The 15,735-nt window shown below is 41.0% G+C and carries 15 protein-coding genes and 4 tRNA genes; 14 read left to right on the top strand and 5 right to left on the bottom strand.

Going from position 1 to position 15,735, the window contains the following annotated elements:
• Positions 1–16 precede the first annotated feature (16 nt).
• Both CWC14_RS07870 and tal read right to left on the bottom strand, forming a co-directional pair.
• Complete coding sequence (locus tag CWC14_RS07870) at positions 17–205, bottom strand: DUF3545 family protein (RefSeq protein ID WP_013465815.1); 189 nt, start codon at positions 203–205, stop codon at positions 17–19.
• Positions 206–432: 227 nt separating this feature from the next.
• Positions 433–1,383 carry a transaldolase gene (gene tal / locus CWC14_RS07865; protein ID WP_076922089.1) on the bottom strand — a complete coding sequence of 317 codons (951 nt, stop codon included), beginning with the start codon at positions 1,381–1,383 and terminating at the stop codon, positions 433–435.
• A gap of 218 nt (positions 1,384–1,601) precedes the next feature.
• Between tal and yaaA the strand changes: the two genes are divergently transcribed.
• Together yaaA and CWC14_RS07855 are read left to right on the top strand one after the other, a co-directional pair.
• The gene (yaaA, locus tag CWC14_RS07860; RefSeq protein ID WP_138562223.1) at positions 1,602–2,381 is read left to right on the top strand and encodes a peroxide stress protein YaaA; all 780 of its coding nucleotides are present in this window, start codon (positions 1,602–1,604) and stop codon (positions 2,379–2,381) included.
• 119 nt (positions 2,382–2,500) lie between these two features.
• The gene (locus CWC14_RS07855) at positions 2,501–3,457 is read left to right on the top strand and encodes a mechanosensitive ion channel family protein (RefSeq protein WP_138562221.1); all 957 of its coding nucleotides are present in this window, start codon (positions 2,501–2,503) and stop codon (positions 3,455–3,457) included.
• Positions 3,458–4,201: 744 nt separating this feature from the next.
• Here CWC14_RS07855 and CWC14_RS07850 read toward each other — a convergent pair.
• Positions 4,202–4,522 (bottom strand): BON domain-containing protein, encoded by a 321-nt coding sequence (locus CWC14_RS07850; RefSeq protein WP_013465811.1) that lies wholly within the window; start codon positions 4,520–4,522, stop codon positions 4,202–4,204.
• 239 nt (positions 4,523–4,761) lie between these two features.
• A complete protein-coding gene (gene srmB / locus CWC14_RS07845) occupies positions 4,762–5,988 on the bottom strand; it encodes an ATP-dependent RNA helicase SrmB (protein WP_138562219.1) in 1,227 nt (408 codons plus the stop codon).
• 76 nt (positions 5,989–6,064) lie between these two features.
• Between srmB and CWC14_RS07840 the strand changes: the two genes are divergently transcribed.
• Together CWC14_RS07840 and CWC14_RS07835 are read left to right on the top strand one after the other, a co-directional pair.
• Positions 6,065–6,763: a tRNA1(Val) (adenine(37)-N6)-methyltransferase gene (locus tag CWC14_RS07840; RefSeq protein ID WP_138562217.1), complete on the top strand. Its 699-nt coding sequence runs from the start codon at positions 6,065–6,067 to the stop codon at positions 6,761–6,763.
• A gap of 81 nt (positions 6,764–6,844) precedes the next feature.
• On the top strand, positions 6,845–7,303 hold the full coding sequence (locus CWC14_RS07835) for a DUF2147 domain-containing protein (RefSeq protein ID WP_138562215.1): 459 nt from the start codon (positions 6,845–6,847) through the stop codon (positions 7,301–7,303).
• A 46-nt stretch (positions 7,304–7,349) separates the two neighbouring features.
• On the opposite strand, the gene fldB is transcribed toward CWC14_RS07835, so the two are convergent.
• Complete coding sequence (gene fldB / locus CWC14_RS07830; protein ID WP_008467792.1) at positions 7,350–7,871, bottom strand: flavodoxin FldB; 522 nt, start codon at positions 7,869–7,871, stop codon at positions 7,350–7,352.
• A 105-nt stretch (positions 7,872–7,976) separates the two neighbouring features.
• Here fldB and xerD point away from each other — a divergent pair, with 105 nt between their 5' ends.
• From xerD to CWC14_RS07780, 10 genes are all read left to right on the top strand, one after another.
• Complete coding sequence (gene xerD, locus CWC14_RS07825) at positions 7,977–8,903, top strand: site-specific tyrosine recombinase XerD (RefSeq protein ID WP_008110662.1); 927 nt, start codon at positions 7,977–7,979, stop codon at positions 8,901–8,903.
• 72 nt (positions 8,904–8,975) lie between these two features.
• A complete protein-coding gene (gene dsbC, locus CWC14_RS07820) occupies positions 8,976–9,704 on the top strand; it encodes a bifunctional protein-disulfide isomerase/oxidoreductase DsbC (protein ID WP_138562213.1) in 729 nt (242 codons plus the stop codon).
• Positions 9,705–9,788: 84 nt separating this feature from the next.
• Positions 9,789–11,510 carry a single-stranded-DNA-specific exonuclease RecJ gene (gene recJ / locus CWC14_RS07815; protein WP_138562211.1) on the top strand — a complete coding sequence of 574 codons (1,722 nt, stop codon included), beginning with the start codon at positions 9,789–9,791 and terminating at the stop codon, positions 11,508–11,510.
• A gap of 145 nt (positions 11,511–11,655) precedes the next feature.
• A protein-coding gene (gene prfB / locus CWC14_RS07810) for a peptide chain release factor 2 (RefSeq protein ID WP_096038752.1) occupies positions 11,656–12,754 on the top strand; the annotation gives its coding sequence in 2 pieces (ribosomal slippage) (positions 11,656–11,730 and positions 11,732–12,754; 1,098 coding nt in all).
• 26 nt (positions 12,755–12,780) lie between these two features.
• Positions 12,781–14,316 (top strand): lysine--tRNA ligase, encoded by a 1,536-nt coding sequence (gene lysS / locus CWC14_RS07805; RefSeq protein ID WP_008467803.1) that lies wholly within the window; start codon positions 12,781–12,783, stop codon positions 14,314–14,316.
• A gap of 353 nt (positions 14,317–14,669) precedes the next feature.
• The gene (locus tag CWC14_RS07800; RefSeq protein WP_036980126.1) at positions 14,670–14,852 is read left to right on the top strand and encodes a hypothetical protein; all 183 of its coding nucleotides are present in this window, start codon (positions 14,670–14,672) and stop codon (positions 14,850–14,852) included.
• A gap of 128 nt (positions 14,853–14,980) precedes the next feature.
• Positions 14,981–15,073, top strand: a tRNA-Ser gene (locus CWC14_RS07795).
• A 34-nt stretch (positions 15,074–15,107) separates the two neighbouring features.
• A tRNA-Arg gene (locus CWC14_RS07790) sits at positions 15,108–15,184 on the top strand.
• A 58-nt stretch (positions 15,185–15,242) separates the two neighbouring features.
• A tRNA-Arg gene (locus CWC14_RS07785) sits at positions 15,243–15,319 on the top strand.
• A 143-nt stretch (positions 15,320–15,462) separates the two neighbouring features.
• Positions 15,463–15,539: transfer RNA gene (locus CWC14_RS07780), tRNA-Arg, on the top strand.
• Positions 15,540–15,735: the final 196 nt, after the last annotated feature.

Genomic DNA, 15,735 nt, shown 5'->3' with positions numbered 1-15,735 from the left:
TAGTTGCTTATGTTGGTTAAAACTCTAACTCATCAATAGCAACACTATCTGCAAAATAGTCAAGCTCCAGTAGTTCTTTGCGCAAACGTTGCTTATCTTTTATTGCTTCTATTTCGCGCCATTTTCTTTTTTTATTTTTTTGAGAGGTTTTTTTCGATGTATCAGAATCTTCTAATATCTCTATTATTTCGTTTAGGCTATCCATTGATTATCTCCTATTGACCACTTTTTGAACCTCGGCAGTATCTATACCACAGCTATTAATAAAATAGAATATAAATGTGACGAAACTGTTACTAACGGGTGGTATTTTGATGAAGATCAATGAGAACTGCACTTAAATGGGGACAAGGCGAGTATTTAAAATAAAATTGCAGGTATAAAAAAACGCCGCAATAAGCGACGTTTTTAAACTCTTAAAACAGCGGTTAGTTACATCGCTTTAAAGCGTGCTTCTAATTGTTCCTGTGCATCTGCAAATGAGCGAATACCTTCAGCGAGTTTTTCAGTCGCCATGGCATCTTGGTTATGTAACCAACGGAACTGTGTTTCGCTAAGTGGCTCAGGTTTTGGCTCTTTAGTAATATCACTTGCTAGCAAGTATTCTTCAGCACCTTCTAAATTACCCAAATCTTCTAAAAGATTAGGGCTAATTGTTAGCTTATCGCATCCTGTAAGTGCAATAATTTCACCGGTATTACGAAAGCTTGCGCCCATAACTACGGTTTTGTAGTCGTGACGTTTGTAAAACTCAAAAATGCTACGTACAGATTGCACACCCGGATCTTGAAGCGGATCGGTTGGTTTTTCCATACCGTTTGCCACGTGCCAATCTAAAATACGGCCAACAAATGGAGAGATTAAAAATACGTTTGCATCAGCACAGGCGCGCGCTTGGGCATCGCTGAATAATAAAGTAAGGTTACACTTAGTGCCTTCTTTTTCTAATTGCTCAGCCGCTTTAATACCTTCCCATGTTGACGCTATTTTAATTAAAATTTTGTCTTTGCTTACGCCTTCTTTTTCGTAAAGGCTCAATAGCGTGTGTGCTTTATTAATTGTTGCTTGGGTGTCAAATGATAAACGTGCATCAACTTCGGTAGAAATATAACCCGGTACAATTTCACTAATTTCTTTTCCAAGTAATACAGCAAAATAATCACAAGCCAGCTCTAGCTGTTTTGCAGGCTGCTGCTCTGTTTCTTTTGCATACTGCCATGCTTTATCTAGATAAGGTTTGTAAGCTTCAATCTCGCTCGCTTTTAAAAGTAGCGATGGATTGGTAGTCGCATCTTCAGGTTGATGTTTTTTTATGGCTTCTATATCGCCCGTGTCGGCCACGATAGAAGAATGTTGTTTAAGCCTTTGTAGAGCGCTAGTCATTTGCTTTTCCTCATTCCAAGCAAGTTAAAAGAAAATCTAAACTACCTTAATATAGCTATACTGCAACAGTGTGACAATGCTTGATAGGTCTTATGTCCTTATCAATAAAAAAACGGTAACGGTTGAGTTTTAGGTAGGATAATTTTAAACAAAACGTGCTTTTCGTTTCATTTAATGTTGAAATTGACATTAAATAATTTACAAGTCAATAGCTAACTATGATCACTGTTATTTCACCAGCAAAGAATCTTGATTACGACACGCCACCCGCAACAGATAAGTTCACTCAACCTGAATTACTTGAGCACAGCGAAGTGCTCATGAAAGTATGCCGTGAACTAACTCCTGCGCAAATTGGCAGTTTAATGAAAATTAGCGATAAACTCGCAGGCCTCAACGCAGCGCGTTTCAGTGAGTGGGCACAACCATTCACTACCGATAATGCTAAACAGGCCGTGCTTGCCTTTAACGGCGATGTATACGGCGGGTTAGATGCTAATACCCTCACTACTAAGCAGCTTGATTACGCTCAAGACCATTTACGTATACTTTCGGGATTATACGGAGTATTAAAGCCGCTTGATTTAATGCAGGCTTATCGGTTAGAAATGGGTACAAAACTTGAAAATAGCCGGGGTAAAAACTTATATGAGTTTTGGGGCAGTGTTATTGCTAATAAACTTAACGACGTATTAGCGGCACAAGATGCACAATACTTAGTAAATCTAGCCTCTAACGAATACTTTAAAGCAGTAGATAAAAAAACGCTGAACGCACACATTATTACACCACACTTTAAAGACTGTAAAAACGGCCAATATAAAGTGATTAGCTTTTACGCTAAAAAAGCGCGCGGCATGATGGCACGCTACATCATTGAAAATCAAGTGACTCAATTAAGCCAACTCAAAGAGTTTACTGTGGCCGGCTATTACTTTAGCTCAGAAGCAACCACTAAAGAACTTGAACCGGTATTTTTGCGCGAAGAGCAAAGCTAAATTTAGCGCTATTTGCAGCTAAACACATACCCAAAAAGCTATGCATTGCATGGCTTTTTTTATACTGGCGCTATTTTTGCAAACCTTAGGTTATTAATAGAAACTAAGGTATAAAATAAATGCTCTCAATTCCCTCAATTACAGAAGCCGAAAAACTAATAGAAGAGAAGCTCGGCGGTTGGTTTGATGTTGTTATAAGTCATATCCCTAACTTTATAGTCGCGGTGATTATTGCGATTATATTTTCATTTATTGCCCGCCTTGCAGGCAAAGGAATGAAAAAAGTATTGCGTCGCTCGCTCGATTCTACTCAAATTGCTGACTTAATGGCCTCCATTTTTAAAGTTATTGTACTGAGTGTGGGGGTCTTTATTGCCCTTGATTTTATGGGCTTAAAAAGTACCGTTACGTCACTGCTTGCGGGTGCAGGTATTGTTGGTCTTGCCATTGGTTTTGCTTTTCAAGATATGACCGAAAACCTAATTGCGGGTATTGCTATGGGTATTCGTAAACCGTTCAAAGCGGGTGATGTTATCGAGACCGATAACGTATTTGGTTCAGTGCATTCAATAAACTTGCGCAACACACTAATAGAGAGCTTTTACGGGCAGTTGATACTGGTTCCTAATAAAATACTATTTAGAAATGTACTGCGTAATTACAGCACCTTAGGAGTAAGACGAATAGAAGTGCCGGTGGGTATTTCTTACGCTGACGACATAGAAAAAGCCAGTGAGGTCATCGTCGACAAAATTAACCAATTTGACTTTGTGATCCGCAAAAATGAAACCGCTGTTTATGCCGAAGGCTTTGGTGATAGCAGTATAAACTTGTTAGTGTGGTTTTGGATCAAATACCCCGGTGAGCCTGATTTTATGACTGTGCGTCACAAAGGAGTTGTGGCCGTAAAGCAAGCACTTGATGCCGCTGATATAAGTATTCCGTTTCCTATTCGTACCCTTGATTTTGGTATTAAGGGCGGTGAAAAACTCGATGCCATGATAAGCGATAAAATAAATCAGCAGTCAGCAAATAAAGAGGGTGACAATAATACTGATGCAAGCCAAGGTGAGTAAATAATTTAAAACCCCGAAGGTAAAAGCATTGGGAAATAGTTACTGACTATCAGCGCGTTTTTACAAATTAAAACGCGCTTTTTATAATAAATAATATAAGGGTCTGTTGACCTTTGCGGATTAAAATTAGTTCAAACTAAGAGCTATTTAATCGTGACGCGAGGTTTGTTGCCTAGTGGGCTCGATAACTGCTCCTGCGTTATTCTACGGCTTACATCCATGTAAGAATAAGTAAAAACCGAGCAAAGCTTCCGTGTCCAGCTCACACTCCTTACCACCATTCATATAGACAACAAAGAGTAAATGTCCCTGGGCAGAACCTTTGGCTAAATACCAAACAGACTGCTGCAAATTCAACCTTGAAAGAACAACAGACCCAATTGATAACCTGAAGTAATTAAAGCCTTGCGCTAACTGCCTTAAAAACGCCTCAATTAGAAAACTATATCGATAAGGTTTCTCATCTCAAAATAGATTATTTAATCAACCGAACTAGAGCACAAGCTTGATGTAAGCGCTTTATAATAAGTGTTTATAAACAAAGGTTTCAAAAGTATAAGCAGCTGCAATGAGCGTCGCGATTGGTGCGTAAACTAAAAGGCATTTAATTAAGTATTTAAACTGGCTTGGGAATATGCTCTGCAGTGAATTATATTGTGCAAACTATAAAAAAGCGCCGCTTGTGTTGGAGAAACAAGCAGCGCTGAGGGATAAGTTAAGTGTATTAGTTAAGAAAAAGTTATATTAAATGACACTAATTTTGTTATGAATGATTTTAACCCCATCCATATTTTCTAAAAACTTTTGTGCGAGAGCGCGTTCAAAACCGTTATTGGCTTCACCTTTAAGTTCAACGTTACCGTCATTAACGTGTACGTTTAGTTTTTCTAACTTTAAATTTGGGTTAGTGCGCAACTCATGAGTAATAGATTGTTGTAAATTAGGTTGTGTAGCCACACTGCTAACTACAGCTAAATGCGTTGCTGCACTGACTTTAAAAGCAGAGACTAATAAAAATAAACAACAAAACGAAATAAAACCGATAGTAAATTTAATGCGACTCATAACTATATCCTTAGTGTGTTACTAAAAAACAACGCCATTACTCGGCGTTTTAATACTCGTATATTCGATAGGGTTACAAGTTTCATTCCAAGATTAACTATTTGAAATAAATTACTATTTTATTAATTGGTTATTCAGCTAAGTATTTTTTACATATTACTATGAATAGCTTACTCACTGTTTTTAAGTCACAAAAAAGCCGACAAACGTCGGCTCAATTAAATGTGTTAAAGCTAAAGCTATTTTTTCTTTTTAGCTTTGGCTTTTTTCTTCGCTTTCATTTTTACTGGATCTTTACGTTTTTTAACCGGTGGCTTGGCTTCTTTATGCTTTGGCTCTAATCCTTTAAATACACGGCGTTTTAGCTTTTGCTCTATGTAACGTTCTACTTTGTAAAGTATGCCAATGTCGTGCGCTTCAATGAGTGAAATCGCAATACCTTTTTTACCCGCACGACCCGTACGGCCAATACGGTGTACGTATACATCTGCAGTACGTGGCATATCAAAATTAATTACGTGGCTTATATCAGCTACATCAATACCGCGGGCCGCCACATCGGTAGCGACTAAAATACGGGTTTTGCCACTGTGGAAGTTTTCCATGGCTTTCATGCGTTTGTCTTGTGGCATTTCACCACGTAACCACGCAGCTTTAACGCCGTTATTGGTTAGTTCACCAATAAGGGTTTCAAGGCGCTCACGAGTTTTTACAAACACAATCGCTTTACTAACATCAGGGCCGTTTAAGGTGTTAACTAATAGCTCAAGCTTGTGATGGTAATCGTCAGCCAAATGAACCCATTGATGTATTTTAGCTTTTTCTTTGCGTGATGATTCGGCTTCAAGCAGAGCCGGGTCGTTTAAAATACGCTCTGCAAATAATTCTACGCTGTCACCTTCAAGAGTAGCTGAGAATAAAAAGCACTGACGACGATTTTTAGCTTCATCACAAATACGCAGCATTTCTTTACGAAAGCCCATGTCGAGCATGCGGTCGGCTTCATCAAGAATGAGCATTTCTACGTTTTCTGCGTGGAAGTTTTCGGTTTCTAAATATTCCATTAAACGCCCAGGTGTGGCGATTAAAATGTCGTTATTATTTTCAAAAATTTCTTTGTGTGTACCGTAGTTTATACCGCCGGTAACCACCCCAATTTTTAACTGGGTTTGTTTTGCAAGTAACTCACATTGTTCATGAATTTGATAAGCAAGCTCGCGAGTTGGGGTCATAATTAATACCCGTGCAAAGCCCGGATCACGACGCGGGAAATCCATTAAATATTGAATTGCTGGAATTAAAAATGCCGCCGTTTTACCCGTACCTGTTGGTGCAGACGCTAAAATATCGCGCCCTTGCAACGCCTCAGGAATGGCTTGTTGTTGAATGCTAGTGGGGGTTTCAAAACCCATTTTATTAATAGCATTAAGTAGCTTATCATCAAGATCAAATTCAGAAAATTGCATAGAGTGTCAAAAATAGGGGACAATTGCCGTTAATTATACGCACTTAAACCTACTTGGTGAATGAAAAGGTGAAAAAATGTCTGGTTTTGCATTTAAACAATTTAAGGTTGAGCACGACCAGTGCGCCATGAAGGTCTCTACCGATGGTATTTTACTCGGGGCATGGGCTGATTTAAACGGTGCAAGTTCGTTATTAGATATTGGCACAGGCACGGGGTTACTGGCGTTAATGTGTAAGCAACGAGCGCCACATTTAAAAGTGAGTGCGGTTGAGGTTGATGAAGCCGCCTACCAGCAAGCTTTACAAAACTGCCAGCAAAGCCCTTGGCCAGACATTAATATTTATCACCAGTGCGTTCAGCAGTTTGCGCCTGAGACTAAGTTTGATTGCGTTATAGCTAATCCGCCTTATTTTAATCACAGTTTAAAAAGTGATAATGCAGCGCGAAATGCCGCTCGCCATACTGATGGTTTAAGCTTTGCAGAACTCATTGCTGCGTTTATACGCTTAACGCATAAACAAGCACGTTTTAATTTAATTTTGCCAAGTGAAGAGGCGCAGTTATTTATAACCTTGGCGCAGCAGCAAGGGCTGTATTTAAATCGCCTTTGCCAAGTACAAGCAACGGCGCATAAACCTTTTACTCGCAGCTTAATGACCTTTAGCTATGAGCAGAGCGAAATAAGTACAACTCAGTTATGTATAAGAGCCGATGATAATAGCTATACCTCACAGTATCAGGCGTTATGCCGCGAATTTTATTTAAAAATGTAGCGCGTTCTGGGTGTTTAAACAGTTTTGCATCTGGTTGTTTATTGTTACTATGGCTTAATTAATCGCTAATATAGTAACGCAATGAATTTATTGAATAAAAAAAGAGCTAACTCGCTGTTGATGGGATTTTTGGTCGGCAGTATTTTTGCCTCATTTAAGTTATTAGCTAACCCCACACCGGTTGGGCTTTGGAAAACCATTAATGAAGACACCAAAGAAGCAAAGTCGTACGTACGTATTACTGAGCAAGATGGCGTACTGACTGGCAAAATTGAAACAATACTCAATAAAAATAAGCAATATGCACTTTGCAGCGAGTGTGATGGTGATAAAAAGAATCAGCCTATGTTGGGTATGACCATTATTGAAGATGTGATCTATGCGGGTGACGGTAGTTGGGAAGACGGTGAAATACTCGACCCAAATAATGGTAAAACCTACAGTGTGCGCCTAACTTTGCAGCAAAATGGTGAACAGTTAGAAGTGCGTGGTTATGTGGGCTTTTTTTACCGTAACCAATACTGGTTAAAAGTAGAGTAGTTAAGGATTAAAAAGCGCTGCATGGCAGCGCTGTTTGCACGCTGAGTTATAGGGTTTCAGCGTACTCTGTCATCACTTGTTCTACCCAAGTGGCAATACGCTCGTCGCTTAGCTCGTACTGACTGTCTTCGTCTAATGCTAAACCTACAAATTGTTTACCGTCTTCGGTAAGGGCTTTAGACGCTTCAAATTCGTAATTACTGTCGTTAGGCCAAAAGCCAAGTTGAGTAATGGCTTGAGCATTTATTTCATCGTGCAACATACCTAACGCATCTTGAAACCACTGGCCATATCCTTGCTGATCGCCCATGCCAAATAATGCGATAGTTTTACCATTTAGGTCAACGTCTTTTATGTCGTCCCACTTTGATTCCCAATCTTCTTGAATTTCCCCAAAGTCCCACGTAGAAATACCAAAAATGATAAAGTCATATTGCTCAGCGTTTTTAAGCGGCTCGTCTTTAATATTATGTAAGCTGACAATGTCGGCGCCAATAATATCGCGTATTTTTTCTGCCGCCATTTCGGTATAGCAGGTAGTAGAACCAAAAAATAAACCAATCTGCATCGTATTTATCACTGTGTAATTGCCTGTTATGATAGGCTCAAGTTTACCGTAAGGTATTTTTAATTGATACCTTCTCCCGTGGTATTACCAACATGAGATCACAACGTGACAACGCTATCTGACGATTTACCTGAACAAAATACTGAGCTAAGCAGCAATAGCGACTTTTTAGAAACCTTTCTTGATAGCCTCTATTTAGAGCAAGGCGTAAGTGAAAACACACTGAGCGCTTATCGCAGTGACTTAGATAAGTTTTGCCAATTTTTAAAAGGCGAAAACTTAATGACGGTAACCAGCCTCGACGTTGAAAGTTACTTAGCGCACCGTGTTGATTTGGGGTTAAAACCACGCAGTACTGCGCGCAGTATTAGTGCATTAAAACGTTTTTATCAGTATTTTGTGCGTGAAAAAATAATTAGCGACTCACCTATGGTTAATATTGCTCAGCCTAAAGCGGGGCAGTCGTTACCAAAAACGCTTTCTGAGGCCGAAGTAGAGGCGCTATTAAGTGCGCCTAACATTGAAGAGCCAATGGGTCTGCGCGACAAAGCCATGCTGGAGTTACTGTATGCAACAGGGCTGCGGGTAACCGAGCTGGTGGGGCTTAGAATGGAGCAAATAAATTTGCGCCAAGCTGTGGTGTTTGTAAAAGGTAAAGGTAACAAAGAGCGATTAGTGCCATTAGGTGAAGAGGCCATGTACTGGCTCGAGCAATTTTTAAAGCTTGGGCGAGCACAAATGATAAAACATGCCACCGATTTTGTGTTTCCTTCTAAACGAGGGGTAGGCATGACACGACAAACTTTTTGGCATCGGATCAAACACTATGCTATTTTGGCATCCGTTGAGTCGCCGTTATCACCCCATACCTTGCGACATGCATTTGCAACGCATTTATTAAATCATGGGGCTGACTTGCGTGTGGTGCAGATGATGCTTGGCCACAGCGACCTATCAACTACCCAAATTTATACGCATGTAGCGAATGAACGATTAAAATCGGTACATGCTGAGCATCATCCTCGTGCTTAAGCGAATTTTTTTGTCACTAAGCCGGTCATATAGACACGATAAGATAAGTATTTTTAAGATAGAGAACCCGTTATGAAAAAATTAATGTTAGCAGGTGCCATGTTGTGCACTAGTTTGAGCGCCTTTGCTAATGGCGTTGCAGTAACACCCGATGCCAATGATCCTATTGTGACAAAATTTGCCGCGCTAGGGGTAACTGTTAAACAAATTAACCCAAGCCCAGTTGCAGGCTTAAAAGAATTGATCACTAATAAAGGGGTACTATATGCAAGCCCAGACGGTCAATTTTTAATGCAAGGTACACTAATCGATTTAAACAACCGTAGTAATTTGACCGAGCAAGCACTTAACGGTGTGCGCCAATCAGGGTTAAAAGAATACGAAGATTCAATGATCGTGTATAAAGCGCCAGAAGAAAAACACAGCATTACCGTGTTTACCGATATTAGCTGTGGTTACTGTCGTAAATTACACCGTGAGCTTGATGACCTACTTGAATCGGGCATTACGGTTAAATACCTAGCGTTTCCACGTGGTGGCCTACAAGGGTCAGGTTATGCTGATTTAATGAATGTATGGTGTGCTAAAGATCAGCAAGGAGCACTTACTGAAGCTAAATCGGGTGCAGATACACAAATTGTAAAAGGCTGTAGCGCCCCTGTAGCAGAGCATTACCAATTAGGCCAAAGTTTTGGTATTAGTGGTACACCGGCTATTATTTTAGAAGATGGCACCATGATCCCAGGCTACCAACCAGCAGCCGCATTAAGCGCTGCGCTTGAGGCCAACAAAGCAGGTTAATTAAAAACCTGAGTAACTGTTTAAAAAGGCCTTTATGGCCTTTTTTTGTCTTTTTGTTATGAACATCATAAGTTAAAAACCAGCATGAAAAAAATGATCATCGCGCGAGAACCCGTTGACGACTCTCATCTGCCGAGCCATCTTCACCCTGTTATTAAGCAAATTTATGCCACGCGAAATGTTTCCCATGCCGATGAGCTAAACAATAGCGCCGCTACACTCCACGACTTCAAACTTTTTAAAGATATAGACAAAGCCAGCCAACTGTTAATTGAAGCCCTACACGCACAAAGCAAAATACTTATTGTGGGCGACTTTGACGCCGATGGCGCAACCAGCACCGCCACCTTAATGCAAGGGCTGGCCATGTTTGGCTTTACCCACTTAGATTACTTAGTGCCAGACCGCTTTAGTTTAGGTTATGGCTTAAGCCCAGCATTGGCTGAGCAAATAGTCACTATGCAGCCTGATTTAGTGATCACCGTAGATAACGGGATTTCGTGTGTTGCAGGGATTGATATTGTTAAAGCCGCAGGCATAAAAGTGCTGGTTACAGATCATCATTTACAAGGCGAGCAACTGCCTAATGCCGATGCTATTGTTAATCCTAACCGCCATGACTGTGATTTTCCCTCTAAGTCGATAGCCGGTGTTGGTGTGGCGTTTTATTTACTTATCGCACTGAGAAGTGCGCTGCGTGAACAAGGCTACTTTAACCAACATCCTATGCCGAATATTGCTGATTTGCTTGATATTGTAGCGCTAGGTACGGTGGCCGATGTGGTGGCACTGGATGCAAATAACCGTACGTTAGTACATCAAGGCTTGGCACGTATTCGCAGTGGAAAAACTCGCCCAGGCATTACCGCACTGATTGAAGTAGCTAATCGCAATGCGGCTCGTTTAAGTGCCAGCGATTTTGGCTTTTCATTGGCGCCACGTTTAAATGCCGCAGGGCGTTTAGATGACATGAGTTTAGGTATAGCCTGCTTACTCAGTACCGACATAAATCAAGCTAGGCGCATAGCTGGCGAGCTTGATAGTTTAAACTTTGCCAGACGTGAAATAGAGCAAGGTATGCAAGTAGAAGCGCAAGCGGTGCTCGATAGGCTCGCCTTTAAAGAAGACAGTGTGCCTGATGCTATTTGTTTGTACCAAGACGATTGGCACCAAGGGGTAATTGGTATTTTAGCTGGGCGCTTAAAAGAAAAGTACCACCGCCCAACGGTGATATTTGCCGGTGGTGAAAACGGTGAAATAAAAGGCTCATGTCGCTCTATTGAAGGCTTGCATATGCGCGACTTACTTGAGGGATTAAACACCGCGCAGCCTGGTTTAATTAATAAATTTGGCGGCCACGCAATGGCGGCAGGGTTAAGTATTAACGAGCAGCAATTTACTGAGTTTAAACGTGCGTTTGAAAGTGCGGTCAGCGCTCAACTAAGTGAAGAAAGTAAACGTTGCATTGTGTTTACCGATGGTGAGCTACCTAACGACTGCTTTAGCATGGATTTTGCACAATTATTAAAGCAATCAGGCCCGTGGGGGCAGCAATTTCCTGAGCCGATATTTGAACACACCTTTGAAGTGATACAGCAGCGCATTGTGGGTGAAAAACACCTAAAGTTAGTCCTTAAACACCAATCTGCACGTTTAGTTGACGCCATAGCTTTTGGCATTGATGTAAAAGCGTGGCCAGATACCGAGGCGCAGTTTGTTAAAGTAGCGTACCAGCTCGATATAAATGAATTTAGAGGTAAATTTAGCTTACAACTGATTGTAAGAGAGCTTGAAAAAGTGGGCTAAAAAATATCTTCAAACCATGCATAAAAGGCTAATAAAACGCGCGGTTTTTTGTTAAAATCGGGCGTTTTTATTATTTGATGATTTTTAATTGCGCTCAGTCTCTTTTTTAAGTGCGCAATAACCTAGCCATTTTGGAGTAATGTACATGTTTGAAGTGAATCCTGTGATTAATCAAATCAAGGAAATTCGCGAACGTACTGAACTGCTTCGGGGGTACCTTTGACTACGCTCTTAAACAAGAACGTTTAGAAGAAGTTAACGCCGAACTTGAAGATTCAGCCGTATGGAATGAACCTGAGCGCGCACAAGCCCTTGGTCGTGAAAAGTCAGCACTAGAAGCCGTTGTTGAAACCATTGACACCTTAGTGGCGGGTACTGACGACGTTGAAGGGTTAGTAGAGCTTGCTGTTGAAGCCGAAGATCAAGACACCTTTGATGAAGCACAAAGTGAACTGGCTGATTTAAATCAGCAGCTTGAAGGGCTTGAGTTTCGTCGTATGTTTTCAGGTTCTCACGATTCAAACGATGCCTACCTTGATTTACAGTCAGGTTCTGGCGGTACTGAAGCGCAAGACTGGTGTAATATTTTACTTCGCATGTATTTACGCTGGGGTGAAGCAAAAGGCTTTAAAGTAGAGCTTGTTGAAGCGACCGATGGTGATGTTGCCGGTATTAAAGGCGCAACGGTGCGTTTTTCTGGGGAATACGCTTATGGTTGGTTACGCACTGAAACAGGCGTACACCGCCTCGTTCGTAAAAGTCCATTTGACTCAAGTGGTCGTCGTCATACCTCGTTTGCTTCTGCGTTTGTTTACCCAGAAGTTGATGACAATATTGAAATTGACATTAATCCGTCTGACTTGCGTATAGACGTTTACCGTGCATCAGGCGCGGGTGGTCAGCACGTAAATACCACTGAATCAGCGGTACGTATTACTCACGTGCCAACTAATACTGTGGTGCAGTGTCAAAACGAGCGCTCGCAGCATAAAAATAAAGCCCAAGCAATGAAGCAGTTAAAAGCGAAATTATTTGAGCTTGAGCTACAACAGCAAAATGCAGAAAAGCAAAGCCAAGAAGACAACAAGTCTGATATTGGCTGGGGAAGTCAAATTCGTTCTTACGTACTTGATGACTCGCGTATTAAAGATTTACGTACCGGCGTTGAAAACCGTAATACTCAAGCGGTACTCGATGGCGACTTAGACAAATTTATTGAAGCCAGCTTAAAATCTGGCTTATAACCACCAAGCTAAAAAAGAGCTAAAAAATGACTGATCAAATCCAAGACGAAAATAAGTTAATCGCTGAGCGTCGCGGCAAATTAGACGCTATTCGCGCAAATTGCCCAGCCAACGGTCATCCAAACCAATTCCGTCGTGAGCATTACACGGCAGATTTGCAGGCTGAGTTTGGTGATAAGAGTAAAGAAGAATTAATCGAATTACAGCACGTAGTATCGATTGCAGGTCGTATTCTTGCTAAGCGTGGTCCGTTTATGTCTATTCAAGATATGAAAGGCCGTGTACAAGTTTATGCATCAAAAGACGTTCAAAAAGATTTAAAAGCAAAATATGGCCAGCTTGATATTGGCGATATTATTGGTGTTAAAGGGCCACTTAATAAATCGGGTAAAGGTGATTTATACGTAGATATGGCTGAGTACGAACTACTGACTAAGTCACTTCGTCCACTTCCTGAAAAATTCCATGGTCTGTCGGATCAAGAAACGAAATACCGTCAGCGTTATGTTGATTTAATTACTAACGAAGCAACGCGTGAAACATTCCGTATTCGTTCACAAGTGGTTGAAGGTATTCGTCGCTTTTTAGCAGACCGCGATTTTATGGAAGTAGAAACGCCAATGCTACAGGTTATTCCTGGTGGTGCATCTGCGCGTCCGTTTGTGACTCATCATAATGCGCTTGATATCGACATGTACTTACGTATTGCGCCTGAGCTTTACTTAAAGCGTTTAGTAGTAGGTGGTTTTGACCGTGTATTCGAAATTAACCGTAACTTCCGTAACGAAGGGTTATCAACGCGTCACAACCCAGAATTCACCATGATTGAGTTCTACCAAGCATACGCTGACTACATTGATTTAATGAACATCACCGAAGACATGTTACGTACAGTTGCAACTAACGTATTGGGTAGCCCAATCGTTGTTAACACCACTAAAGATGAAAACGGTGAAGTGATTGATTCAGTAGAGTATGACTTTGGTCAACCGTTCACACGTTTAAGCATGAGCGACGCAATCTTAAAATATAACCCTGAGTTTGATGCTGCGGTATTTAACGACCCAGAAAACCACTTTGAAGAATTAAAAGCGTACGCTAAACAAGTGCATGTTAAAATTCCTGAAAACTGCGTATGGGGCCCGGGTAAGTTTTTATGTGAAATATTTGAAGAAACGGCTGAGCATATGCTTATCCAACCTACATTTATCACAGGGTATCCGTGGGAAGTGTCTCCACTTGCACGTCGTAACGACGAAAACCCATTTGTAACTGACCGCTTTGAATTCTTTGTTGGTGGCCGTGAACTAGCAAATGGTTTCTCTGAACTTAATGATGCACAAGATCAAGCTGAGCGTTTTTCTCGCCAAGTTGAAGAAAAAGACGCAGGTGATGATGAAGCAATGCACTACGACGAAGACTACATTCGCGCGTTAGAGTATGGTTTACCACCAACAGCGGGTGAAGGGATTGGTATTGACCGTTTAGTCATGTTGTTTACTGACTCATCAACTATCAAAGATGTTATTTTATTCCCACATATGCGCCCACAAGCAGACTAAGCTTGAAGGAATAAACTAAAAAATTATCAACGCCGCTAACTAGCGGCGTTTTTTTTGCCCTATTGTTTGTGAGACATTGCCTAAACTGCTCATTAAGTCTTTTAATTAATTGTTTTCACATTAATAATGAAGTCTAGGTATAAAGAGCAATTAACCTTTAATTCAGTTTCACTCGCATATGGTTACTCCACTGCTTAGCAACATTACAGCAGTGATATAACTTTTTGGTATGGTTGTTTTTTAAACATTGTGTTGTATTTATGTAAATTTTTTAGCTAAAATGTGGCGGAAATTTATATGCTGTCATTCTTAGTCGTAAAAATAAAAATTTCTAAAGGACTTAGAAAAATAATATGAAAGTTAAACAAGTAGAACCTTTATCTGATGAAAACACCACTGAACAACAGCGACAAGCATATTATCGTGCGTGTATTGCTGAGTTTCAGAAGTTAGGCTATCAAGAGCAATACCTTGCTGAACTTACGGATGAACTAGTGCCAGTGATGGGTGTAAACTCAAGCACGCCAAATGCCTAACCCGATTAAATTTCGAACTAATTTCACTGTAAAACTAAACATATGTGCAATCTATAGCCATATAGTCACTTTTGTCAGAAAAGTGTTTGACATATTTTCTGAAATCTTTATTATACGCCCCACAAGACGGAGAGGTGTCCGAGTGGCCGAAGGAGCTCCCCTGCTAAGGGAGTATAGAGTTTGTAGCTCTATCGAGGGTTCGAATCCCTCCCTCTCCACCATTTTTTAAATGGCGCATCTTGTAAAATAAAGTATGGGCGCATAGCTCAGCTGGATAGAGTACCTGGCTACGAACCAGGCGGTCGGAGGTTCGAATCCTCCTGCGCCCACCATACTTTACTCTCTTTTAGAGAACGCTCTGCTTAGAGTTAAAACAAGCAAAATGAAAGTGGGCGCATAGCTCAGCTGGATAGAGTACCTGGCTACGAACCAGGCGGTCGGAGGTTCGAATCCTCCTGCGCCCACCACTTTCATTGCAACTCCTGCTAAGAGTATAAATAAGTAAAGTGTTGGCTAACGCCAAGCGGTCGGAGGTTCATTCTTATTAGATACGTCCTACGCCCACCACTTTTAACTCTCACTTAGAGTATAAATAAGTAAATATGAAAGTGGGCGCATAGCTCAGCTGGATAGAGTACCTGGCTACGAACCAGGCGGTCGGAGGTTCGAATCCTCCTGCGCCCACCACTTTCTATTACAATTAAAGTTAATAGAAAAGAAACCGACAAAAGTCGGTTTTTTTGTGTCTGAAATAAAGTGAATAAGAGAAAGTAGCAAGCTACGAACCAGGCGGTCGGAGGTTCACTCTTAGAAGATACGTCCTGCGCCCACCACTTTCATACATAAGCCGACATTAAGTCGGTTGTAAGCGTCCGGCCAACCA

The organism is Pseudoalteromonas sp. S3260 (genome assembly GCF_005886925.1).
Classification (GTDB): Bacteria; Pseudomonadota; Gammaproteobacteria; order Enterobacterales; family Alteromonadaceae; genus Pseudoalteromonas; species Pseudoalteromonas tetraodonis.
Note: the sequence above shows the minus strand (reverse complement) of the source record. Positions and strands in the feature narration are given on the sequence as shown.